The organism is Microbacterium sp. NPDC003461 (assembly GCF_053588335.1).
In genome coordinates this window covers 69,730-92,001 of the sequence record NZ_JBSFPT010000002.1, presented here as the reverse complement: position 1 = coordinate 92,001, position 22,272 = coordinate 69,730, and the positions used below count along the sequence as shown (strand labels likewise).

Sequence of the window (22,272 nt, the reverse complement as noted above, 5' to 3'; positions counted from 1 at the left end):
CCCGCCCCTTCGTCGTTCCCGCCCGCTCAGCCGAGCGCGCGCAGGCGTTCGAGCAGCGGCTCGGCCACCTCGTCCAGGAAGCGCTGCTGGTGCCGGTCGCCCACCTGCACGAGGGCGATGTCGGTGAAGCCGGCGTCGAGGAACGGCCGCACGCTCTCGGCGAGCGCGTCGAGGTCGGGACCGCACGCGATCGACTGCGCGACGTCCTCCGGCCGGACGTACTGCGTCGCCTGCGTGAAGCCCGCGGGCGTGGGCAGATCGGAGTTCACGCGCCACGCGCCGCCGAACCACCGGAACTGATCGTGCGCGAGCGCCACGGCCTCGTCCGCGTCGGGTGCCCAGCAGATCGGAACCTGGCCGATGGCGCGCGGGTCCACGCCCCGCGTGCGCGCGCCCCAGCCCTCGACGAGCGTCGCGTCCGGCATCGTCGTGATGAGGTGATCGCCGATCGGCGCGAAGCGCTCGAGCGACTTCTCGCCCGACACGGCGATGCCGATCGGCACGCCGCCGTCGGGCGCGTCCCAGAGCCGGGCCGACTCCACGCGGAAGTGCTCGCCCTCCCACGTGACCAGCTCGCCCGTCAGCAGCTCGCGGATGATGAGCGCGGCCTCCTCGAGCATGTCGTGGCGCTCGTCGACGCCCGGCCAGCGCTCGCCCACGACGTGCTCGTTGAGGTTCTCGCCCGCGCCGAGGCCCAGCGTGAACCGCCCGTCGGCGAGCAGCTGCACGGTCGCCGCCTTCTGCGCGACGACCGCCGGGTGGTAGCGCATGGTGGGGCACGTCACGTAGGTGGCGAGGCCGACGCGCTCGGTGGCGTGCGCGACGGCGCCCAGCACCGACCACGCGTAGGGGGAGTGCCCCTGCGAGGCCAGCCAGGGGGAGTAGTGGTCGCTCATGACCTCGAAGTCGAAGCCCGCGCGCTCCGCGTCGACGGCGTAGCCGACGAGCTCCTTCGGTCCGCTCTGCTCGGTCATCAGGGTGTATCCGAATCGCGTCATGGTCACCTCTCTCGTTCGGGGGATCGGCCGCGGCGCGACGGCCGACGCCGCCCACGCTAGGACGCCCGCGCGCGATGCCGCGAGGGCTTGGACGCGGGCGCGGGGAGTGCTACGGGCGCCGGCGCTGACACGCTCCTATGCCGACGGCGAACAAGGCCGGGGGTACGGGGGCCCGCCGGTAGTGTCGTATCGACGCACCATCGAATGGAGTGAGAATGCCCGAACCGCTGATGGCACAGAGTGCCTTCGACCGGCTGCTGAAGGACCGCATCATCTGGCTTGGCTCGGAGGTGCGCGACGAGAACGCGAACGAGATCTGCGCGAAGATCCTTCTGCTCGCCGCCGAGGACCCCGACAAGGACATCTATCTCTACATCAACTCGCCCGGCGGCTCGATCACGGCCGGCATGGCGATCTACGACACGATGCAGTTCGTGCCGAACGACATCGTCACGGTCGGCATCGGCATGGCCGCGTCGATGGGCCAGCTGCTGCTGACCAGCGGCACCAAGGGGAAGCGCTACATCACGCCGAACGCGCGCGTGCTGCTGCACCAGCCGCACGGCGGCTTCGGCGGCACGGCGAGCGACATCCAGACGCAGGCCCAGCTGATCCTCGACATGAAGCGCCGCCTGGCCGAGATCACGGCCGCGCAGACGGGCAAGACCGTCGAGCAGATCAACGAGGACGGCGACCGCGACCGCTGGTTCACGGCCGAGGAGGCCCTGGAGTACGGCTTCGTCGACCACATCCGCGAGCACGCGCAGGACGTCGTCGGCGCCGGCGGCACGGATCGCAACTGAGGGACAAGGACAACAGGAGAGATGCACACCCCCCACACCTCCACGCCGCAGGGCTTCCAGGTTCCGTCGAGCCGCTACATCCTGCCGCAGTTCGAGGAGCGCACGGCCTACGGCTACAAGCGCCAGGACCCCTACAACAAGCTGTTCGAGGACCGCGTCATCTTCCTCGGCGTGCAGGTGGACGACGCGTCCGCCGACGACGTGATGGCCCAGCTGCTGGTGCTCGAGAGCCAGGACCCCGACCGCGACATCATCATGTACATCAACTCGCCGGGCGGATCGTTCACGGCGATGACGGCGATCTACGACACGATGCAGTACATCTCGCCGCAGATCCAGACCGTCGTGCTCGGCCAGGCCGCCTCGGCCGCGGCCGTGCTGCTCGCCGCCGGCGCGCCGGGCAAGCGCCTCGCGCTGCCGAACGCGCGCGTGCTCATCCACCAGCCCGCCGTCGGCGAGGCCGGTCACGGGCAGGCGTCGGACATCGAGATCCAGGCGGCCGAGATCCTGCGCATGCGCACGTGGCTCGAGGAGACGCTCGCGAAGCACTCCAACCGCTCGATCGAGCAGGTGAACAAGGACATCGACCGCGACAAGATCCTCGGCGCCGCCGAGGCCGTCGAGTACGGCCTGGTGGACCAGGTGCTCAGCACCCGCAAGCGAGGCCCGGTCTCGAAGTGACGATGGCGAAGGCCCCGGCGGAGACGCCGGGGCCTTCGTTATGGACCGGATACGCGCCGGGCGCGCGGCAACACGCCCGTGTCGGTGGCAGCGGCTAGGCTCGGGACCATGACCCGACAGGATCAGCTCAGGAGGACCCATGGCACGCATCGGTGAGAGCGCCGACCTGTTCAAGTGCTCCTTCTGCGGCAAGAGTCAGAAGCAGGTCCAGCAGCTGATCGCGGGACCGGGCGTGTACATCTGCGACGAGTGCGTCGAGCTGTGCAATGAGATCATCGAGGAGCGGATGGCGGAGTCGTCGTCCGACGGCGAGGCCGCCGAGTTCGATCTGCCCAAGCCCCGCGAGATCTTCCACTTCCTCGAGGAGTACGTCATCGGCCAGGAGGACGCCAAGCGCGCCCTGTCCGTGGCCGTCTACAACCACTACAAGCGCGTCCGCGCGCGCAGCGAGCTGCGCCCCGCCGAGCAGAAGGCCGAGGACGTCGAGGTCGCCAAGAGCAACATCCTCATGCTCGGGCCGACCGGCTGCGGCAAGACGTATCTCGCGCAGACGCTCGCGAAGCGGCTCAACGTGCCGTTCGCGGTGGCCGACGCGACGGCGCTGACCGAGGCCGGCTACGTGGGCGAGGACGTCGAGAACATCCTGCTCAAGCTGCTGCAGGCCGCCGACTACGACGTCAAGCGCGCCGAGACCGGCATCATCTACATCGACGAGGTCGACAAGATCGCGCGCAAGGCCGAGAACCCCTCGATCACGCGCGACGTGTCGGGCGAGGGCGTGCAGCAGGCGCTGCTGAAGATCCTCGAGGGCACGGTCGCCTCCGTGCCGCCGCAGGGCGGCCGCAAGCACCCGCACCAGGAGTTCATCCAGATCGACACGACGAACGTGCTGTTCATCGTGGCGGGCGCCTTCGCGGGCCTGGAGGATATCGTCTCCGAGCGCGTCGGCAAGCACGGCGTGGGCTTCGGCGCACCGCTGCACGACAAGAGCCAGGAGAACACCCTCTTCGGCGAGGTGCTCCCCGAGGACCTGCACAAGTTCGGCCTCATTCCCGAGTTCATCGGGCGTCTCCCCGTGATCGCGTCGGTGAACCCGCTCGATCAGGACGCGCTCATGGAGATCCTCACGACACCGCGCAACGCCCTGGTGAAGCAGTACCAGCACATGTTCGCGCTCGACGGCGTGCAGCTGGAGTTCGAGGAGGACGCGCTTCGGGCGATCGCCGACCTCGCGGTGGCGCGCAAGACCGGCGCCCGCGGCCTGCGCGCGATCCTCGAGGACGTGCTCGGCCCGATCATGTTCGACATCCCGTCGAACGACGACATCGTCAAGGTCATCGTCACGCGTGCGGCGGTGGAGGACGGCGGCGAGCCGACGTTCGTCTTCGCCCAGAAGAAGAAGAGCGCGTAGGCGTCAGGACGTGAAGGAGGCCCCTGGATCCGCGGATCCGGGGGCCTCCTTCGTGCGTCAGGCCGTGAGGCCGCGGCGCTTCAGGAGCGGCTCGATCTCGGCGTCGCGGCCGCGGAAGTCGCGGTACGCCTCGAGTGGGTCCTTCGATCCGCCCACGCCCAGCAGGCGCTCGCGGAACCGGTCGCCGTTCGCCCGCGTGAGGCCGCCGTTCTCGTGGAACCACTCGACCGTGTCGGCGTCGAGCACCTCGCTCCAGATGTACGAGTAGTACCCGGCGCTGTAGCCGCCGGCGAACACGTGCTGGAAGTACGTCGACGAGTAGCGGGTCGGGACGGCCGGGTCGTCCAGCCCGATGTCGGCGAGGGCCGCCGCCTCGAACGCCGCGACGTCGCGCACCTCGGCCGCCTGCTCGACGGTGAGGGTGTGCCAGGCCTGGTCGAGCCACGCGGCCGCGAGGTACTCGCTCGTCGCGAAGCCCTCGTTGAACGTGCCCGACGCCTGCAGTCGCTCGATCACGTCGTCCGGCAGCGGCTCGCCGGTCTCGTGGTGCACGGCGTAGTTGCGGACGATCTCGGGCCACAGGATCCACATCTCGTTCACCTGGCTCGGGAACTCCACGAAGTCGCGGTACACCTGGGTACCGCCGAAGTGCGGGTAGGTGACGGTGGCGAACAGGCCGTGCAGGGCGTGCCCGAACTCGTGGAACAGCGTGTTGACCTCGTCGAGCGTCAGCAGCGTGGGGGAGCCCTCGGCCGGCTGCGGCACGTTGAGGTTGTTCACGACGACGGGGCGCTCGTCGCCCAGCAGTCGCGACTGCACGACGATCGAGTTCATCCACGCGCCGCCGCGCTTCGTGTCGCGGGTGTAGAGGTCGAGCAGGTACAGGCCCAGGGGCGAGCCGTCCTCGTTGAACACCTCGAACGTGCGCACGCCGGGGTGGTACGAGGGGATGTCGGCCCGCTCGCGGAACGTCAGCCCGTACAGCCCGTGCGCGGCGTGGAACACGCCCTGCTGGAGCACGCGCTCGGCCTCGAACCAGGGGCGCAGGGCGGCGGTGTCGAGGTCGTACTCGGCCTGGCGCACCTTCTCGGTGTAGAACGCCCAGTCGTGCGCCTCGATCGGGTGGTCCGCGATCTGCTCGAGCGCCAAGCGCTCGCGCTGCGCGTTGCGCGCCGCGGGGCCGGCGAGACGGCGCAGCCGCTCCTCGACGGCGGCGGGGGAGCCGGCGGTCTGGTCGGACGTGATGTACTCCGCATGGCTCGCGTATCCCAGCAGGCGGGCGCGCTCGGCGCGCAGGCGCACGATCTCGAGCAGCACCTGCGCGTTGTCGTTCTCGTTGCCGCGCGAGGCGCGCGAGCGCGACGCGTTCAGCAGTCGCTCGCGGACGCCGCGGTTCGTGAGCGACGAGAGGTACGGGTGGCCCGTGTACAGCGTGAGCGAGATGAGGTGGCCATCGATTCCGCGATCGGCGGCCGCCTGTCGCGCGGCCGAGATCTCGCCCTCGGTCAGCCCGTCCAGCTCGGCGGCGTCGTCGACGACCAGCGCGAGCTCGTTCGTGTCGGCGAGCAGGTTCTTCTCGAACTGCGTCGTGAGCGTCGACAGGCGCGTGTTCAGCTCGGTGAGCCGGGCCTTGGCCGCCTCGTCGAGGCCGGCTCCGGCGTGCTGCATTTCGCGGAAGCGCCGCTCGACGAGGTAGCGCTGCTCGGCGTCGAGGGCGAGCTCGTCGAGGCGGTCGTGCACGGCCGCGATGCGGGCGAACAGCGCGGCGTCGAGCTGGATCGCGTCGTCGTGCGCGGCGCGCAGCGGCGCGAGCGTCTCGCCGATCTGCTGGATCTCGGGCGTCGCGTGGGCCGAGTTGACCGTGTAGAAGGCGCGGCTCACGCGATCGAGCAGGCGGCCCGAGCGCTCGAGCGCCTCGATCGTGTTCTCGAACGTCGGCTCGTCCGTCTGCGCCGTGATCGCGGCGACCTCGTCGCGGTGCTCGGCGAACGCGCGCTCGAAGGCGGGCAGATAGTGCTCGGGCCGGATCGCGGCGTAGTCCGGCACGCCGTACGGCAGCGGCGAGGGGGCGAGAAGGGGGTTGAAGTCCAGATCAGTCACCCCGTCAGCCTACGTGCGCGCGACCCGGCCGATCGCGTGATCCGGCCGGGTCGCGACGCGCGTCACTCCATCGGATCGAAGCGGCTGGCGACGGCGCGGCCGTCATCGTCCAGGCGCACCTCGATGCCGGTGGCGAGCTCGGCGATCGGCCGACCCTCGAGCCACGTGAGCGTCCACGAGGGCGCCGGCTGCCCGGGCGGGAGCGTCGCCTCGACGCGGGCGATCTCCTCCCGCAGCTCCTGCGGCACCGAGCGGGGCGGCTCATCGCCCGCGGACCAGCGCGTTCCCAGCTGCATCATGCCTCCTCGGGGGCCAGGTCGATCCGGGTGACGGCGAGCTGCTCGCCCTCGACGAACTCGAGCTGCGCGATCCGCCCGACCGCACGCAGGTCGGCCTCGGCGGCGCGCAGCAGCTCGGTCCGCGCGGCGGGCGCGGCGATCGTCGCGACGGCGACGGGGGTCTTCTGCGACGCCTTGGCCTCGGTCTTGGCGCGGCGGATGCCGATGAGCGCCTCGCTCGCGGCCGCGAGCACGGCGGGGTCGCCACCGAGGCCCGACGGCTCCGGCCACGGGGCGCGGTGCACGGAACCGTCCTGGAACCACGACCACACCTCCTCGGTCGCGAACGAGATGACCGGCGCGAGCAGGCGCAGCAGCGTCGACAGGGCCGTGCGCAGCGCGACGGCCGCCGAGGCGCCGGCGTCCCCGCCCGTGTACGCGCGCTCCTTCACGAGCTCGAGGTAGTCGTCGCAGAACGTCCAGAAGAACGCCTCGGTGAGCTCGAGGGCGCGCGCGTGGTCGTAGTTCTCGAGCGCCGCGGTCGCCTGCGTCACGACCTCGTCGAGCGCCGCGAGCATCGACAGGTCGAGCGCCTCGGTGACGGCGGCGCCGGCGGGCGCCTCGAAGCCGAGGACGAACTTCGCCGCGTTGAGCACCTTGATCGCCAGGCGGCGACCGATCTTGATCTGCGTCGGGTTCTGCGGGTCGAAGGCCGCGTCGGCGCCCAGGCGGCTGGAGGCCGCCCAGTAGCGCACGGCGTCCGATCCGTGCTGCGCGAGGATGTCGGCCGGGGTGACCACGTTGCCCTTCGACTTCGACATCTTCTTGCGGTCGGGGTCGACGATGAAGCCCGAGATCGACGCGTGCGCCCAGGGCGCCCTGTCGTCCTCGAGCGCGCTGCGCAGCAGGGTGGAGAACAGCCAGGTGCGGATGATGTCCTGGCCCTGCGGGCGCACGTCGAACGGCGCCACGAGATCCCACAGCTCCGCGTCGCGCTCCCAGCCGGCCGCCAGCTGCGGGGTCAGCGACGACGTGGCCCACGTGTCGAACACGTCGGTCTCGGCCTCGAAGCCGCCGGGCACGCCGCGCTGCTCCTCGGTGTAGCCGGGCGGCACGTCGGTCGAGGGATCGACGGGCAGCGACACGAGATCGGGCACGAGCACCCGCGCGTAGTCCCGCTCGCCGTTCTCGTCGAGGCCGTACCAGACGGGGATCGGCACGCCGAAGAAGCGCTGGCGCGAGACGAGCCAGTCGCCCGTGAGACCGTTCACCCAGTTCTCGTAGCGCACGCGCATGAACTCGGGGTGCCACTCGATCTGCCGGCCCAGCTCGAGCAGGCGCTCGCGCAGCTGCTCGGAGCGGGCGCCGTTGCGCAGGTACCACTGGCGGGTCGAGACGATCTCGAGGGGACGGTCGCCCTTCTCGAAGAACTTCACGGGGTGCTGGAAGGTCTTGCCGACCTCGATCAGCTCGCCCGACTCCTCGAGCAGCTCGACCATGCGCTTCTTGGCGCTGAAGACGGTCTTGCCTGCCAGCTCGGCGAAGGCGGCGCGCCCGGCCTCCGAGGTGATCGCCTCGGGGGCCTCGGCCACGACGCGGCCGTCGCGGCCGATGATCGTGCGGTTGGGCAGATCCAGCTCGCGCCACCACACGATGTCGGTCATGTCGCCGAACGTGCAGATCATCGCGATGCCCGATCCCTTGTCCGGCTGCGCGAGGGGGTGGGGGAGCACCGGCACCTCGACGCCGAACACCGGCGTGGTCACGGTCGTGCCGAAGTGCGGCTGGTACCGCTCGTCGTCCGGGTGCGCCACGAGCGCCACGCACGCGGCCAGCAGCTCGGGCCGGGTGGTCTCGATGAGGATGTCGCCGGATCCATCGGTCTTGTGGAACGCGAGCCGGTGGTAGGCGGCCGGCTGGTCGCGGTCCTCGAGCTCGGCCTGCGCGATCGCGGAGCGGAAGTCCACGTCCCAGAGCGTGGGCGCGAGCGCCTGGTACGCCTCGCCGCGCTCGTAGTTGCGCAGGAACGCGAGCTGGCTCGTGCGGATCGTGTCGTCCGAGATGGTGCGGTAGGTCTGCGTCCAGTCCACCGACAGGCCGAGCTGGCGCCACAGCGACTCGAAGGTCTTCTCGTCCTCGACCGTGAGCGTCTCGCACAGCTCGATGAAGTTGCGGCGGCTGATGGGCACCTGATCCGCGGGCTTGAGGCTCTTCGCGTTGCCCTCGAACGGCGGCGTGAAGTCGGGGTCGTACGGCAGCGACGGGTCGCAGCGCACGCCGTAGTAGTTCTGCACGCGGCGCTCGGTGGGCAGGCCGTTGTCGTCCCAGCCGATCGGGTAGAACACCGTCTTGCCGCGCATGCGCTCGAAGCGCGTCTTGACGTCGGTGTGCGTGTACGAGAACACGTGGCCGATGTGCAGCGACCCCGAGGCCGTGGGCGGGGGCGTGTCGACCGAGTAGACCCCGGCGCGACCGGAGGCGCGGGCGGCGTCGCGGTCGAAGAGGAACGTGCCGTCCTGCTCCCAGCGCTCACCCCACTTCGCCTCGAGGCCCTCGAGGGCGGGCTTGTCGGGAATCGCGGTCATGTGACGCTCCTCGCTATGTGCGGCACGGTGTGTGCGTGCCTGAGTGTGCTGGTGCGCCGAGTCTACCGGGACGGGGCGGCGCGCTCTCGGATCAGTCGCGCACGTCGATCCCGGCCGCTGCGGCGAACGCCGGGGCGAGCAGCTGCACCTGATCCGAGGTGAGCGTCGCTCCGCGCAGCGCGAGCACGTCGAGGCAGGCGAGCATGTCGAGCCCGCGCAGGTCCACGTTCGTCGCCCGCATGCCGCGCGGGTCGAGCTCGTCGACGCGCGACCGGGTGAACGCCACGCGGGTGAGCTGTGCCTGCGGCAGGTCCAGGGCCCGGATGTCGCACCCCGCGATGCGCAGGTCCTCGACGCGCGCACCGGCCAGAGACAGGTAGTCGATGCGCACATCCACCAGCTCGAGCTCGGCGACGCGCGCGTCGGCGAGATCCAGCGTGCCGATCCGACCGCCCGCGATGCGGACGCGGCGCAGGGTCGCGTCGCGCGCGCTGACGGCGACGGCGCGGATGTCGGACACCTCGACGTCGATGAGCGTCGCGCCCCGCAGGGCGATCGCGTCGACTGACGGCGACGGCATCACGCACTCCTCGAGCGACGCATGCGAGAGATCGACGTCGCCGGTCAGCCCGCCCAGCCGGGCCTGCCGCAGCTCCCGACGCGGGGCGGCCACGGCGTCCGTGAACTCGCGCGGCAGGTCGGGCGCGCCGACGCGCGGCGCGATCGGACGAGCCTTCGTGCGAGCCATGGGCCGAGCCTATGCGGATCGGGTTCATCGCGCCGGTTGGTGGCATCCGCGCCTTCCCGCACAGGTTTCGTCCTCACGCACACGAGATATGCGCTGCAGGTGTTGACGAAGGCCAGGCCTGGGAGGTTGCGCGCGGAGGCAGCGCTCGCTCACAGGGTGCCGGAGTGCCGGGATCTCTCCACAGAGAGGGCGGGCATCGGGTGCTCGGGGGACAGCGGGTGAGACCGTGACGACATGAGCTACAGGTCGGTCGTGCGTCGGCACGGCGGGGTGATGCGGACGACGGTGCTGCGCGACGCCGTGGGCGGAAGCCGGCATGCGATCGACCGGGCTGTCGCGCGGGGAGAGCTCGTCCGGCCGGCGCGGGGGTGGGTCGCCACGACCGATGCGGATCCGGTCCTGACCGCGGCGGCGGCGGTCGGGGTCGTGGTCACATGCGTGACGCTGGCGGCGCGCAGGGGGCTGTGGGACGTCGGCGCGAGTGCGATGCACGTCGCCGCGACGCCCGGGCGCGCCCTCCGCCGACCCACGACGGCGCATGTGCACTGGGCGAAGCCAATCGTGCCGCGTGATCCCGGGGCGCTCGAGGATCCGGTGGAGAACGCCCTCGCGCTGGTGTCGGACTGCCAACCCCATGAGCAGGCGCTCGCGGTCTGGGAGTCGGCGATCCGACAGAGGCTGGTCGTGATCGACCAGCTGGCGACGCTGCCGCTCGGGCCCAATGCGCGGCGGATCCTCGCGGAGGCGAGTCCGTACTCGGATGCCGGGACGGAGAGCCTCGTCGTGTCGCGACTGCGGTGGCTCGGACTCCCGATGCAGCAGCAGGCGTGGATCCTCGGCCACCGCGTCGACCTCCTGATCGGCGAGCGCCTCGTGGTGCAGATCGACGGCGGCCATCACGTCGACGCCCAGCGCCTGCAGGACAACGCCCACGACGCGCAGCTGCGCCTCGCCGGCTATCACGTCATCCGGATCGGCTATCGCCAGGTGCTGCATGAGTGGCCCGCCGTGCAGGCGATGATCACGGGAGCGATCGCGCGAGGTCTTCATCTGGCGCCGAGCGGACGGTGACGTCCGCGCCTTCGCGCACAGATGTCGTCATCCCGCACAGGCGTGACTCGATATCCGTGTGGACGACGTCGCGTTCTGTGAGCTTACGCGCGGCACGCGAGGGGCGGGCGCGGAATCCGCTCGTGAACGTGCAGAAACGCGAGCGCCGGGCGCGTAGAATCGACGAAACGCATCGATCCGGCCATCACCGGGGAGCACGCGGAAGAACGGGGCCTCGGCCCTCAGTAGAACCGCGCGGGGCAGGCCCGTCACAGCCGCAGTGAGAGTGGTGGCGCGTCCTCCGGGACGCGTCGCAACGCGGGGTGGTACCGCGGCCGGGGCTGCACAGCACGGGTCGTCCTCGCAGTCCCCTTGGAACTGCTGGAGTGAGATGACCTACCCGAAGTCCCCGTTCGGACCCGCGGCCGAGCAGGCCGCCGCCCCGTCGAGCGTCGCGGCGAGCCCGCGCTTCCCGGACATCGAGCGCGACATCCTCGGCTTCTGGGAGGCGGACGACACGTTCCGCGCCTCGATCGCGCAGCGCGAGGGCGCCGACGAGTGGGTGTTCTACGACGGCCCGCCGTTCGCCAACGGCCTGCCGCACTACGGCCACCTGCTCACCGGGTACGCCAAGGACCTCTTCCCGCGCTTCCAGACCATGCGCGGACGGAAGGTCGACCGCGTCTTCGGCTGGGACACGCACGGCCTGCCGGCCGAGCTCGAGGCGATGAAGCAGCTCGGGATCACCGAGAAGAGCGAGATCGTCGACATGGGCATCGCGGCGTTCAACGGCAAGGCCCGCGAGTCGGTGCTGCGCTACATGGACGAGTGGGAGGCGTACGTCACGCGCCAGGCCCGCTGGGTGGACTTCGACAACGGCTACAAGACGCTCAACCCCACGTTCATGGAGAGCGTGCTGTGGGCGTTCAAGACGCTGCACGACAAGGGCCTCGCGTACGAGGGGTACCGCGTGCTGCCGTACTGCTGGCGCGACCAGACGCCGCTGTCCAACCACGAGCTGCGCATGGACGACGACGTCTACCAGACGCGGCAGGACCCGTCGGTGACGGTGTCGTTCCCGCTCACGGGCGAGAAGGCGCAGGCGCTGGGCCTCGAGGGCGTGCGCGCGCTCGCGTGGACGACGACGCCATGGACCCTGCCGACGAACGCGTCGCTCGCGGTGGGGCCCGCCATCTCGTACGCGGTCGTGCCCGTCGGGCCGAACGGCGCGAAGGAGGGCGCCGAGGGCGCCGAGTTCCTGCTCGCCGAGGATCTGCTCGCCGGCTACGCGAAGGACCTGGGCTACGAGTCCGCCGACGACGCCCGCGCCGCGATCCGCATCCGCGTGCCGGGCACGGAGCTGGGCGACGTGCGCTTCGAGCCGCTGTTCGACTACTTCGCCGACGTCGAGACGTGGGGCATGCAGAACGCCTGGCAGATCCTCGTCGACGACTACGTCACGACGTCCGACGGCACCGGCCTCGTCCACCAGGCGCCCGCCTACGGTGAGGACGACAAGCGCCTGAACGACGCCGCCGGGATCCCGACGATCGTCTCGCTCGGCGACGACGGCCGCTTCCTCTCGTTCGTCTCCGACTTCGAGGGCGAGCTGTGGCTCGACGCCAACATGGACATCGTGCGTAAGCTGCGAGGCGAGGGCCGGCTGCTGCGCCTGCAGTCCTACGAGCACAGCTACCCGCACTGCTGGCGCTGCCGGAACCCCCTCATCTACAAGGCCGTCTCGAGCTGGTTCGTGCGCGTCACCGACATCAAGGACCGCCTGCTCGCGAACAACGAGCAGATCACGTGGGCGCCCGAGAACGTCAAGCACGGCCAGTTCGGCAAGTGGCTCGAGGGCGCGCGCGACTGGTCGATCAGCCGCAACCGGTTCTGGGGCTCGCCCATCCCGGTGTGGAAGTCGGACGACCCGAACCACCCGCGCGTGGACGTGTACGGCTCGCTCGAGGAGCTCGAGCGCGATTTCGGCCGGCTGCCGCGCAACGAGCGCGGAGAGGTCGACCTGCACCGCCCGTACATCGACGAGCTGACGCGCCCGAACCCCGACGACCCGACGGGGCGGAGCACGATGCGCCGGATCGAGGACGTCTTCGACGTCTGGTTCGACTCCGGATCGATGCCCTTCGCGCAGGTGCACTACCCGTTCGAGAACAAGGACTGGTTCGACGCGCACGCGCCGGCCGACTTCATCGTCGAGTACATCGGCCAGACGCGCGGCTGGTTCTACGTCATGCACGTGCTCTCCACGGCCCTGTTCGACCGCCCCGCGTTCACCGGCGTCTCGTGCCACGGCATCGTGCTCGGCAACGACGGCCAGAAGATGTCGAAGTCGCTGCGCAACTACCCCGACGTGTCGGAGGTGTTCGATCGCGACGGCTCCGACGCCATGCGCTGGTTCCTCATGTCGTCGAGCGTGCTGCGCGGCGGCAACCTCATCGTCACGGAGGAGGGGATCCGCGCCGGCGTGCGCGAGTTCCTGCTGCCGCTGTGGAACTCGTGGTACTTCTTCTCGACCTACGCGAACGCCGCCGGCTACGAGGCGACGCGCCGCACCGACTCGACGGACGTGCTGGATCGGCACATCCTCGCGCTGCTCGGCGACCTCGTGCGCGACGTCGCCGACGACCTCGAGAAGCTCGACTCGACGACGGCGTCCGCCCGCCTCCGCGACTTCGCCGAGGTGCTGACCAACTGGTACATCCGCCGCTCGCGCGACCGGTTCTGGACGGGCGTGACCGACGATCCGAAGAGCACGGAGGCGTTCGACACGCTCTACACGGTGCTCGAGACCCTGTGCCGGGTCGCCGCGCCGCTCATCCCGCTCGTGTCCGAGCGCGTGTGGCAGGGACTCACCGGCGGGCGCAGCGTGCACCTGACCGACTGGCCCGACGCGGCCGAGTTCGCGCCGGCCGCGGACATCCGCCGCGCGATGGACGCCGTGCGCGAGGTCTCGAGCATCGCCAACGCGCTGCGCAAGAAGGAGGGGCTGCGCGTGCGGCTGCCGCTCGCGCGGCTCACCGTCGTCGTGCCCGGCGCCGCCGAGCTCACGCAGTTCGAGGACATCCTGCGCGACGAGCTGAACGTCAAGAGCGTCTCGCTCGTCGAGTTCGGCGAGGACACCGCGGCGGCCTACGGCATCTCGCACCGCCTCACGGTCAACGCGCGCGCGCTCGGCCCGCGCATCGGCAAGCAGGTGCAGCAGGTGATCGCGGCGTCGAAGTCGGGCGACTGGTCGGAGCGCGACGGCGTGGTCACGGCCGGCGGCATCGAGCTGCAGGAGGGGGAGTACGAGCTCGTGCTCGAGACCACGGGCCGACCCGAGGGCGAGGCGCTCGCGCTGCTGCCGGGCGGCGGCCTCGTGCTGCTCGACACGGTGGTGACGCCCGAGCTGGCCGCCGAGGGCCTGGCCCGCGACATCATCCGCGCCGTGCAGGACACCCGCAAGGCCGCGGGCTTCGACGTGAGCGACCGGATCCGCCTCGAGCTGGCGTTCGCGTCGGCCGACGACGCCGCCGCCGTGCGGCAGGCGTTCGACGCCGCGGACGTGGCGGGCGAGACGCTGGCCGTCGAGGCGGAGGTGCGCGACGGCGCGTTCGGCGGCGACGCCGAGCACGTCGCGACCGTGCCGGCCGGCACGTATGCCAACGCCGGCGACTTCCAGGTGGCCGTGACCCGCGTGGTCGTCGAGACCGCCGAGATCGGAGAGCGATGAACGACCGGGAACGCGCCGACGCCGTCTACGAGGCGCTGCTCGCGCGGGCGGGCGAGCGCTGGGTGCAGCCGCGCAAGGAGCGCACCGCGCGCGTGCTCGAGCTGCTGGACGACCCGCAGCGCACGTACCGCGTCGTGCACATCACGGGCACGAACGGCAAGACCTCGACGGCGCGGATGATCGAGAGCCTCGTGCGCGCGCACGGGCTGCGCACGGGCCTGTTCACGAGCCCGCACCTGGAGCGCTTCACGGAGCGCATCCAGGTCGACGGCGAGCCGATCGCGGACGCGGCCGTGGCCGACGCGTGGGACGAGATCGAGCCCTTCGTCGGCATGGTCGACGCCGAACTGCGTGAGGCGGGGGAGGAGCCGCTGACGTTCTTCGAGCTGCTCACCGTGCTCGCGTTCGTCGCCTGCGCCGACGCTCCCGTGGACGTGCTCGTGCTCGAGGTGGGCATGGGCGGATCGTGGGACTCGACCAACACGGCCGACGGCGACGTCGCGGTGTTCACACCCATCGACATGGATCACGCGGATCGCCTGGGCGGCACGATCGAGAAGATCGCCGAGGTGAAGGCCGGCATCATCAAGCAGGGCGCGCGCGTCGTCTCGGCGCGTCAGGTGCCGGCCGCCGAGGCCGTGCTGCGCCGGGTGGCGGGGGAGCGCGAGGCGAACCTGGCGCTCGAAGGCCGCGAGTTCGCGCTCGCCGAGCAGAAGCTCGCCGTGGGCGGCCAGCTCATCACGGTGCGCGGGCTCGCCGGCGAGTACGCCGAGCAGTACCTGCCGATCCTCGGTCGCCATCAGGGCGAGAACGCGGCGCTCGCGATCGCGGCCGTGGAGGCGCTGATCGGCGACGCCTCGCAGGCGATCACGGACGAGGTGCTCACGGAGGGGCTGCAGGAGGCCACCTCTCCCGGGCGCCTGCAGCTGGTGGGCATCGACCCGACGGTCGTCGTCGACGCGGCGCACAACCCGCACGGCGCCGCCGCGCTGGCGCAGGCGCTGCGCGAGTCCTTCGACTTCGAGGAGTGGGGCGTCGTGCTCGGTGTGCTCGCCGACAAGGACGCGGCCGGCATCGTGGCGCAGCTCGCGCCCGTCGCGGCGCACGTGTTCGCGACGAACCCCGAGTCCGACCGGTCGGCCTCACCGGACGACCTCGCCGACATGGCCGAGGCCGCCGGACTGCGCGTGACGGTCCACCCGAGTCTGGCCGACGCCGCCGACGCGGCGCGCGAGTGGGCCGCATCGGCACCCAAGCGCGGCGTCGTGGTCGCCGGATCCGTCGTGCTCGCGGGCGAGGCGCTCGTGCTGGCCGAGAGCGAGGACTGGAAGTCGGGGTGGAGCGCATGAGCCGCCCGCTCCGCTACCGCCCGCTGCCCGAGAAGCTGGGCCAGGTCGTGCTCGTGTTCGAGGCGATCGTCGTCTTCCTCGGCGGCCTCACCGTGCACGGGCTCCAGGCGATGCCGGACGGCATGCCCTCCTGGTGGGGGATCGTCGCCGGATCGGTGGTCGCGGTCCTCATGTTCGCCGTCTCCGGTCTGCTGCGCTGGGACTGGGGATTCGCCCTCGGCTGGGCGCTGCAGGCGGTCGTCGCCCTCGGCGCGCTGCTCGTGCCGGCGATCCTGCTCATCGCGCTGATCTTCGGCGGGATGTGGGCGTATGCGACGATCGGTGGGGCGCGCATCGAGAGCCGCGTGAGCGCGCAGCGCGCCGGAGCCGACGGCTGACGTCGCCGACTCGAGATCCGCAACACACGAAGGGACCATCCATGGCCACCGAAGAGACCCTCGTCCTCGTCAAGCCCGACGGCGTCGCGCGCGGCCTGACGGGCGCGATCCTGGCTCGCATCGAGGCGAAGGGCTACTCCCTCGTCGACATCCGGCTGGTCGAGCCCAGCCGCGAGCTCCTCGCGAAGCACTACGCCGAGCACGAGGGCAAGCCGTTCTACGAGCCGCTCCTGGAGTTCATGATGTCGGGGCCCGTCGTCGCGATCCGGGTCGCCGGCAACCGCGTCATCGAGGGCTTCCGCTCGCTCGCCGGCACGACGGATCCCACCACCGCCGCACCCGGCACGATCCGCGGCGACTACGGCCGCGACTGGGGCGTGGCCGTGCAGCAGAACCTCGTGCACGGCTCGGACTCGCCCGAGTCGGCCGCGCGCGAGCTCGAGATCTGGTTCGCCTGACGCCCGAGGCTCACTCAGCGCTCCCTTCCGCGCGCCTCACCGGCCCGCGGGAGGGGGCGCTTAGCGTGGCGGGGTGAGCACGCGGCGCATCATGGGCATCGATCCGGGGCTGACGCGCTGCGGCGTCGGGATCGTCGACGTCGCGCGCGACCGCTCGGCCACGCTCGTGCACGTCGGCGTGATCCGCTCGGCGCCGGACGCACCGGTGGCGGAGCGGCTTGCCGCGATCGCGCGCGGCATCCGCGAGGCCCTCGCCGCGCACCGACCCGAGGTGCTCGCGGTCGAGCGCGTGTTCGCGCAGCACAACCTGCAGACCGTCATGGGCACGGCGCAGGCCTCGGGCGTGGCGCTCATGCTCGCGGCGGAGCACGGCATCCCCGCCGCGACGCACACGCCGAGCGAGGTCAAGGCCGCCATCACGGGCTACGGCTCGGCCGACAAGGCGCAGGTGCAGCACATGGTGGCGCGCGTGCTGCGGCTCGACGAGCTGCCCAAACCCGCCGATGCGGCCGACGCCCTCGCGCTCGCGCTCTGCCACGCGTGGCGGGGCGCCCCCGCGGCCGCACCCGAGGGCGCGCTCACCCCGGCGCAGCGCGCGTGGGCCGAGGCCGAGGGGCGCTCCCGCCGCGCCCCGGCGCGCCGCTGAATCGGCGAGACAGCATCGGGAGCCGAGACAGCGGCGTAACGACGCGGTCTCGGCGCGCAGTTGCTGTCTCGCGGCAGGGGGACGGGGAATCCGCGTGGCTCGAACGGATGTGCGAACGGATGCGTAGGGTGGAGGCATGATCTCGTTCCTGCGCGGCGACGTCCTGCACGCCGGCCTCGACTCGGTGGTGCTCGACGTCGGCGGGGTCGGCTTCTCCGTGGCCGTGGTGCCCGAGGTCGCCCGCGGCGCGCGGCCGGGGGAGGAGCTGGCGCTGCACACCCACCTGATCGTGCGCGAGGACGCGCTGTCGCTCTTCGGCTTCGCCACCCGTGCCGAGCTCGACGTGTTCGGCACGCTGCTCGGCGTGAGCGGCGTCGGACCGAAGTCGGCGCTCGGCGTGCTGGGGGCCATGAGCATCGACCGGATCGCGGCGGCCGTGCAGGCCGAAGACGACCGACCGTTCCGGAAGGTGTCGGGCATCGGGCCCAAGACGGCCAAGCTGATCGCCGTGCAGCTGCAGGGCAAGCTCGCGCCGCCGTCGGCCCCCGCCGCCGCCCCGCAGGGCGTGGCCGGAGACGTCCTGGCCCAGGTGACGCAGGCCCTCGCGGGACTCGGCTGGCCCGAGCGCGTGGCCGGCGAGGCCGTCGCGGCCGCCGCCGAGGGGGCCTCGGAGGCCGACCGCGCCTCCGTCCAGGCCCTGCTGCGCCTCACACTCGCGGCACTCGGGCCGGCGAACGGCGGTGCCCGTGTCTGAGCGCGACGCCGCCTCGCCCCAGCCGCAGGACGAGACCGAGCTGGCGATCGAGGGCGCGCTGCGGCCGGCCAGCCTGGCGGACTTCGTGGGCCAGCACAAGGTGCGCGGCCAGCTGCAGCTGCTGCTCGACGCGGCGCGGATCCAGGATCGCCCCGCCGACCACATCCTGCTCGCGGGCCCTCCGGGCCTCGGCAAGACGACGCTCGCGATGATCGTCGCGCACGAGAGCGCCCGCCCGCTGCGCATGTCGAGCGGCCCGGCGATCCAGCACGCGGGCGATCTGGCCGCGCTCCTGTCAAGCCTCACGCCCGGCGAGGTGCTCTTCATCGACGAGATCCACCGCATGGCGCGCTCCGCCGAGGAGATGCTCTACCTGGCCATGGAGGACTTCCGGATCGACATCATGGTGGGCAAGGGCGCCGGCGCGACGAGCATCCCGCTCGACCTCGCGCCGTTCACGCTCGTGGGCGCCACGACGCGCTCGGGCCTGCTTCCCAACCCGCTGCGGGATCGCTTCGGCTTCACGGCGCACCTGGAGTTCTACGAGCCCGAGGAGCTGGAGCGCGTCGTCGAGCGCTCGGCGGCCATGCTCGGGGTACGGCTCGGCCCGGAGCAGCAGGCCGAGATCGCCATGCGCTCGCGCGGTACGCCGCGCATCGCCAACCGGCTGCTGCGCCGCGTGCGCGACTACGCGCTCGTGCACGCGCACGGTGCGGCGCCCGAGCTGAGCGACGTGCGCGCCGCCCTGGAGCTGTACGACGTCGACGCGATCGGCCTCGACCGGCTCGACCGCGCCGTGCTCGACGCGCTCGTGCGCCGCTTCCGCGGCGGACCCGTCGGGCTGAGCACGCTCGCCGTGGCCGTCGGCGAGGAGGCCGACACCGTCGAGAGCGTCGTGGAGCCGTACCTCGTGCGCATCGGCTTCATGGGCCGCACGCCGCGCGGGCGGGTCGCGACGCCGGAGGCGTACGCGCATCTGGGCGTCGCGCACCCGCTCGGGGCGTCGGGGGCCGTTCCCCTCGATGACCTATAATCGCTGAAGACTTGCGCCGGCCCGACTCGGCGTCTCTCACGCTCTCGCCGCCGACGGCGGGCGTCCACCCCCGAAAGGTCGCTGCATCCGTATGGACATGAATCTGCTCCTCCTCGTCGTCTTGGCCGTGATGGTCGTGTTCATGTTCATCAGCTCGCGCCGCAACGCCAAGAAGCGCCAGGAGCTGGAGGAGCAGCGCCGCACGCAGATGGTGCCGGGCGCGCGCGTCATGACGCGTTCGGGCCTGTTCGGCACGCTCGTCGAGTTCGACGCCGAGGACCTCACGCAGCCGGCCAAGGTGGAGATCGCCCCCGGCGTGATCGCCGAGGTGCACGCGCAGGCGGTGGATCTGGTGCCCGAGACGGTGGCCGCCGAGACCGCCGCGGACGAGGCGGAGGACGTCGCGACCGACGACGACGTCACCGAGCAGGAGACCACGGACGCCGACGGCTACACGCTCAACGGGGAGCGCATCGAGAAGCTCCGCGGCGACGACGACGCCAAGTAACCCCCGCACGGAAGCTGAGACGTGGCGACACCGACCCCTGTGCGGCGCGCGTGGCGCGCCCTGACGGGACTCCTCATCCTGACCGCCGTGCTCGCGGGCGCCAACGCGCTCGGCGTGTACGTGTTCAAGCAGTCGTCCTGGCTGCCCGAGCTCGCGCTCGACCTGCAGGGCGGCACGCAGATCGTGCTCGAGGCGCAGACCGAGGGCGCGGACCCGTCGGGCGAGCAGATGCAGCAGGCGGTGTCGATCATCCGCCAGCGCGTCGACGCGTCGGGCGTCGCCGAGGCCGAGGTCACGACCCAGGGCGCGCGCAACATCGTCGTGCAGATGCCCGGGCGCATCGACGACGAGACGCGCGACCGGATCGAGGCGAGCGCGCAGCTCGAGCTGCGCTCGGTCATCTACGCGGGCGATGCGGCCACGAGCTTCGTGGGCGAGGACGGCGAGGAGACGCCATACCCGGCGCCGGACACCGCGCTGCCCGCGACGCCCTCCATCGAGCCGACCGACGGGTCCGATCCGAACTGGGTGTCGGACTACCTGTGGTCCCGCTACCTCGCGTTCGACTGCGCCGATCCGGACGTCGACCCCGCGTCGGCGGCGGCGGACGAGCCGGTCATCGCATGTGACGGCGCGGGCTCGAAGTACGTGCTCGGCCCGGTGGAGATCACGGGCGATTCCATCGACGACGCCGCCGCGACCGTGGACCAGACGAACGGCCAGTGGGCCGTGCAGCTCGACCTCGACGACCACGGCACCACCGTGTTCGGTCAGGTCAGCCAGCGCCTCTACGCGCTCGGGCAGCAGAACCCGTCCGACCCGCGCAGCATGTTCGCGTTCGTCCTGGACGGCGACGTCATCTCGGCCCCGCAGATGAACGCGGTCATCATGGACGGCCGCCCGAGCATCTCGGGATCGTTCAACCAGGAGAGCGCCTCGGAGCTCGCCGATCAGCTCAAGTTCGGCGCGCTGCCGCTGAGCTTCACGGTGGTCAGCTCCGACACCATCTCGGCCACCCTCGGCGAGCAGCAGCTGCAGATCGGCCTCCTCGCCGGCCTCATCGGCCTCGCGCTCGTGGCGCTCTACTCGCTGCTGTCGTACCGCGCGCTCGGCTCGGTCATCATCGCGTCGCTCGTGGTGATGGGCGTGCTCACGTACATCCTGCTCTGCCTGCTCTCGTGGCGTCTCGGCTACCGCCTGTCGCTCGCGGGCGTCGCGGGCCTCATCGTGACGATCGGCTTCACGGCCGACTCGTTCATCGTGTACTTCGAGCGCATCCGCGACGAGCTGCGCGACGGAAAGTCGATCACGTCGGCCGTCGAGGACGGATGGGATCGCGCCAAGCGCACGATCTACATCTCGAAGTCGATCAACGTGCTCGCGGCGGTCGTGCTGTACATCCTCGCCGACGCGACGGTGAAGGGCTTCGCCTTCACCCTCGGCGTCACGACCGCGCTCGACGTGCTCATCTTCGTGATCTTCACGCACCCGGTCATGCAGCTCATCGCCCGCACGCGCTTCTTCGGCGGCGGGCACCGCCTCTCGGGCCTCGACCCCGCCGCGCTGGGCGCCGTCTACCGCGGCCGCGCGGAGTTCAAGCGGTCGGTCGCGCCCGTGGCCAGGGCCAAGCGCTCCGTCGCCGAGGCCGAGCGCCGCCAGACCATCGCAGAGCGCAAGCGGGCCGCCGAGCTCGCGGCCGCCGAGAAACCCGGCAAGACGGGGGAGGGAGACGCCTGATGCGCTCATTCAACGAGCTCGGCAACGACCTCTACACCGGCAAGACCTCGTTCCCCTTCGTGGGACGGCGCAACCTGTGGTTCCTCATCGCCATCGCGCTCGTGCTGCTCTCGGCGCTCGTGCCCTTCGTGCGCGGCATCTCGCCGTCCATCGAGTTCACGGGCGGATCGCAGTTCACGATCTCCGGCCCCGAGACGACGGACCAGCTCATCGCCTCCGACGTGGTCGACGAGATCGTGCCGGAGTCGGCGGCGCGGGTCACGACGATCGGCGGCCAGGACATCCGGGTCCAGACCGCGCAGCTGGGCGACGACGACGCGCGCGAGCTCAGCGACGCACTGGCCGAGGCGTACGGTGTCTCCGCCGACGAGATCACGTCGTCGTTCATCGGCCCCACCTGGGGTGCGGACGTCACGCGGCAGTCGCTGTGGGGGCTCGGCATCTTCCTGGCGCTGACGTTCCTGATCCTCGCGATCTACTTCCGCACCTGGAAGATGTCGGTCGCGGCCATCGTCGGCGTCGTGGACGTGCTCGTCGTGACGATCGGCATCTACGCCCTCGCCGGCTTCGAGGTCTCGCCGGCGGCGGTCATCGGCTTCCTCACGATCCTGGCGTACTCGCTGTATGACACGACCGTCGTGTTCGACAAGATCAGGGAGAACACGCGCGACGACGGGGAGATCTCCGATCGCACGTTCGGCGAATCCGTGAACCTCGCGGTGAACCAGACCCTCGTGCGCTCGATCAACACGTCGATCGTCGCCGCGCTGCCCGTGGCCGCGATCCTCTTCATCGGCGCGCTGTGGCTGGGGGCCGACACGCTCTCGGACATCTCGCTGTCGATCTTCGTCGGCATCATCGTCGCGACGTACTCGACGCTGTTCGTGGCCGCCCCGCTGTACTCGCTGCTGCGCGAGCGGGAGCCCGCCGTCCGGCAGCGCGACGCGCGAGTGCGCGACGCACGCGAGCGTGCGGCTCGGACCGCCTGAGCCCTTCGCCCGCGGGCGTAGGATGAACGAGTCCGCG

19 protein-coding genes are annotated in these 22,272 nt (G+C 71.3%); 14 read left to right on the top strand and 5 right to left on the bottom strand.

The features are described 5' to 3' along the window. Positions 1-26: 26 nt before the first annotated feature. A complete protein-coding gene (locus tag ACWDR7_RS01700) occupies positions 27-998 on the bottom strand; it encodes a TIGR03557 family F420-dependent LLM class oxidoreductase (protein ID WP_449853206.1) in 972 nt (323 codons plus the stop codon). A gap of 215 nt (positions 999-1,213) precedes the next feature. On the opposite strand from ACWDR7_RS01700, the gene ACWDR7_RS01695 reads away from it, so the two are divergent. From ACWDR7_RS01695 to clpX, 3 genes are all read left to right on the top strand, one after another. Next, a complete protein-coding gene (locus tag ACWDR7_RS01695) occupies positions 1,214-1,801 on the top strand; it encodes an ATP-dependent Clp protease proteolytic subunit (protein ID WP_449853205.1) in 588 nt (195 codons plus the stop codon). Positions 1,802-1,822: 21 nt separating this feature from the next. Further along, positions 1,823-2,482: an ATP-dependent Clp protease proteolytic subunit gene (locus ACWDR7_RS01690; protein WP_449853204.1), complete on the top strand. Its 660-nt coding sequence runs from the start codon at positions 1,823-1,825 to the stop codon at positions 2,480-2,482. A 139-nt stretch (positions 2,483-2,621) separates the two neighbouring features. Continuing rightward, the gene (gene clpX, locus ACWDR7_RS01685) at positions 2,622-3,893 is read left to right on the top strand and encodes an ATP-dependent Clp protease ATP-binding subunit ClpX (RefSeq protein ID WP_449853203.1); all 1,272 of its coding nucleotides are present in this window, start codon (positions 2,622-2,624) and stop codon (positions 3,891-3,893) included. Positions 3,894-3,950: 57 nt separating this feature from the next. Here clpX and ACWDR7_RS01680 read toward each other — a convergent pair whose 3' ends face one another. The 4 genes from ACWDR7_RS01680 to ACWDR7_RS01665 all read right to left on the bottom strand — a co-directional run bounded on the left by ACWDR7_RS01680 (position 3,951) and on the right by ACWDR7_RS01665 (position 9,604). Then, on the bottom strand, positions 3,951-5,993 hold the full coding sequence (locus ACWDR7_RS01680; RefSeq protein WP_449853202.1) for a M3 family metallopeptidase: 2,043 nt from the start codon (positions 5,991-5,993) through the stop codon (positions 3,951-3,953). Positions 5,994-6,055: 62 nt separating this feature from the next. Next, on the bottom strand, positions 6,056-6,289 hold the full coding sequence (locus ACWDR7_RS01675) for a hypothetical protein (protein WP_449853201.1): 234 nt from the start codon (positions 6,287-6,289) through the stop codon (positions 6,056-6,058). Then, on the bottom strand, positions 6,289-8,856 hold the full coding sequence (gene valS, locus ACWDR7_RS01670) for a valine--tRNA ligase (RefSeq protein ID WP_449853200.1): 2,568 nt from the start codon (positions 8,854-8,856) through the stop codon (positions 6,289-6,291). The genes ACWDR7_RS01675 and valS overlap by 1 nt, the downstream gene beginning before the upstream one ends. A 91-nt stretch (positions 8,857-8,947) precedes the next feature. Continuing rightward, positions 8,948-9,604 (bottom strand): pentapeptide repeat-containing protein, encoded by a 657-nt coding sequence (locus ACWDR7_RS01665; RefSeq protein WP_449853199.1) that lies wholly within the window; start codon positions 9,602-9,604, stop codon positions 8,948-8,950. Positions 9,605-9,838: 234 nt separating this feature from the next. On the opposite strand from ACWDR7_RS01665, the gene ACWDR7_RS01660 reads away from it, so the two are divergent. The 11 genes from ACWDR7_RS01660 to secF all read left to right on the top strand — a co-directional run bounded on the left by ACWDR7_RS01660 (position 9,839) and on the right by secF (position 22,235). Further along, on the top strand, positions 9,839-10,675 hold the full coding sequence (locus ACWDR7_RS01660) for a DUF559 domain-containing protein (RefSeq protein ID WP_449853198.1): 837 nt from the start codon (positions 9,839-9,841) through the stop codon (positions 10,673-10,675). A 370-nt stretch (positions 10,676-11,045) separates the two neighbouring features. Next, entirely contained in the window at positions 11,046-14,384 is a 3,339-nt protein-coding gene (gene ileS / locus ACWDR7_RS01655) for an isoleucine--tRNA ligase (protein ID WP_449853197.1), read from the top strand. Continuing rightward, positions 14,381-15,733, top strand: coding sequence for a bifunctional folylpolyglutamate synthase/dihydrofolate synthase (locus ACWDR7_RS01650; protein ID WP_449853196.1), 1,353 nt, complete (start codon positions 14,381-14,383; stop codon positions 15,731-15,733). Before ileS ends, ACWDR7_RS01650 begins: the two co-directional genes overlap by 4 nt. Then, a complete protein-coding gene (locus ACWDR7_RS01645; protein WP_449853195.1) occupies positions 15,730-16,110 on the top strand; it encodes a DUF4233 domain-containing protein in 381 nt (126 codons plus the stop codon). The genes ACWDR7_RS01650 and ACWDR7_RS01645 overlap by 4 nt, the downstream gene beginning before the upstream one ends. Positions 16,111-16,151: 41 nt before the next feature. Beyond that, positions 16,152-16,568, top strand: coding sequence for a nucleoside-diphosphate kinase (gene ndk, locus ACWDR7_RS01640; protein WP_449853194.1), 417 nt, complete (start codon positions 16,152-16,154; stop codon positions 16,566-16,568). A 91-nt stretch (positions 16,569-16,659) separates the two neighbouring features. Further along, positions 16,660-17,214 (top strand): crossover junction endodeoxyribonuclease RuvC, encoded by a 555-nt coding sequence (ruvC, locus tag ACWDR7_RS01635; protein WP_449853303.1) that lies wholly within the window; start codon positions 16,660-16,662, stop codon positions 17,212-17,214. A 136-nt stretch (positions 17,215-17,350) separates the two neighbouring features. Further along, positions 17,351-17,968 (top strand): Holliday junction branch migration protein RuvA, encoded by a 618-nt coding sequence (ruvA, locus tag ACWDR7_RS01630; RefSeq protein WP_449853193.1) that lies wholly within the window; start codon positions 17,351-17,353, stop codon positions 17,966-17,968. Continuing rightward, on the top strand, positions 17,961-19,001 hold the full coding sequence (gene ruvB, locus ACWDR7_RS01625; protein WP_449853192.1) for a Holliday junction branch migration DNA helicase RuvB: 1,041 nt from the start codon (positions 17,961-17,963) through the stop codon (positions 18,999-19,001). The genes ruvA and ruvB overlap by 8 nt, the downstream gene beginning before the upstream one ends. 97 nt (positions 19,002-19,098) lie before the next feature. Continuing rightward, positions 19,099-19,509, top strand: coding sequence for a preprotein translocase subunit YajC (locus ACWDR7_RS01620; RefSeq protein ID WP_449853191.1), 411 nt, complete (start codon positions 19,099-19,101; stop codon positions 19,507-19,509). Positions 19,510-19,530: 21 nt separating this feature from the next. Further along, positions 19,531-21,246, top strand: coding sequence for a protein translocase subunit SecD (gene secD, locus ACWDR7_RS01615; RefSeq protein WP_449853190.1), 1,716 nt, complete (start codon positions 19,531-19,533; stop codon positions 21,244-21,246). Further along, positions 21,246-22,235: a protein translocase subunit SecF gene (gene secF / locus ACWDR7_RS01610; protein WP_449853189.1), complete on the top strand. Its 990-nt coding sequence runs from the start codon at positions 21,246-21,248 to the stop codon at positions 22,233-22,235. Before secD ends, secF begins: the two co-directional genes overlap by 1 nt. Positions 22,236-22,272: the final 37 nt, after the last annotated feature.

Coding starts and splice junctions, on each gene's coding strand:
- ACWDR7_RS01700 (WP_449853206.1), bottom strand. CDS start 998: ATGACGCGATTCGGATACACCCTGATGACCGAGCAGAGCGGACCGAAG.
- ACWDR7_RS01695 (WP_449853205.1), top strand. CDS start 1,214: ATGCCCGAACCGCTGATGGCACAGAGTGCCTTCGACCGGCTGCTGAAG.
- ACWDR7_RS01690 (WP_449853204.1), top strand. CDS start 1,823: ATGCACACCCCCCACACCTCCACGCCGCAGGGCTTCCAGGTTCCGTCG.
- clpX (WP_449853203.1), top strand. CDS start 2,622: ATGGCACGCATCGGTGAGAGCGCCGACCTGTTCAAGTGCTCCTTCTGC.
- ACWDR7_RS01675 (WP_449853201.1), bottom strand. CDS start 6,289: ATGCAGCTGGGAACGCGCTGGTCCGCGGGCGATGAGCCGCCCCGCTCG.
- valS (WP_449853200.1), bottom strand. CDS start 8,856: ATGACCGCGATTCCCGACAAGCCCGCCCTCGAGGGCCTCGAGGCGAAG.
- ACWDR7_RS01665 (WP_449853199.1), bottom strand. CDS start 9,604: ATGGCTCGCACGAAGGCTCGTCCGATCGCGCCGCGCGTCGGCGCGCCC.
- ACWDR7_RS01660 (WP_449853198.1), top strand. CDS start 9,839: ATGAGCTACAGGTCGGTCGTGCGTCGGCACGGCGGGGTGATGCGGACG.
- ileS (WP_449853197.1), top strand. CDS start 11,046: ATGACCTACCCGAAGTCCCCGTTCGGACCCGCGGCCGAGCAGGCCGCC.
- ACWDR7_RS01650 (WP_449853196.1), top strand. CDS start 14,381: ATGAACGACCGGGAACGCGCCGACGCCGTCTACGAGGCGCTGCTCGCG.
- ACWDR7_RS01645 (WP_449853195.1), top strand. CDS start 15,730: ATGAGCCGCCCGCTCCGCTACCGCCCGCTGCCCGAGAAGCTGGGCCAG.
- ndk (WP_449853194.1), top strand. CDS start 16,152: ATGGCCACCGAAGAGACCCTCGTCCTCGTCAAGCCCGACGGCGTCGCG.
- ruvC (WP_449853303.1), top strand. CDS start 16,660: ATGGGCATCGATCCGGGGCTGACGCGCTGCGGCGTCGGGATCGTCGAC.
- ruvA (WP_449853193.1), top strand. CDS start 17,351: ATGATCTCGTTCCTGCGCGGCGACGTCCTGCACGCCGGCCTCGACTCG.
- ACWDR7_RS01620 (WP_449853191.1), top strand. CDS start 19,099: ATGAATCTGCTCCTCCTCGTCGTCTTGGCCGTGATGGTCGTGTTCATG.
- secF (WP_449853189.1), top strand. CDS start 21,246: ATGCGCTCATTCAACGAGCTCGGCAACGACCTCTACACCGGCAAGACC.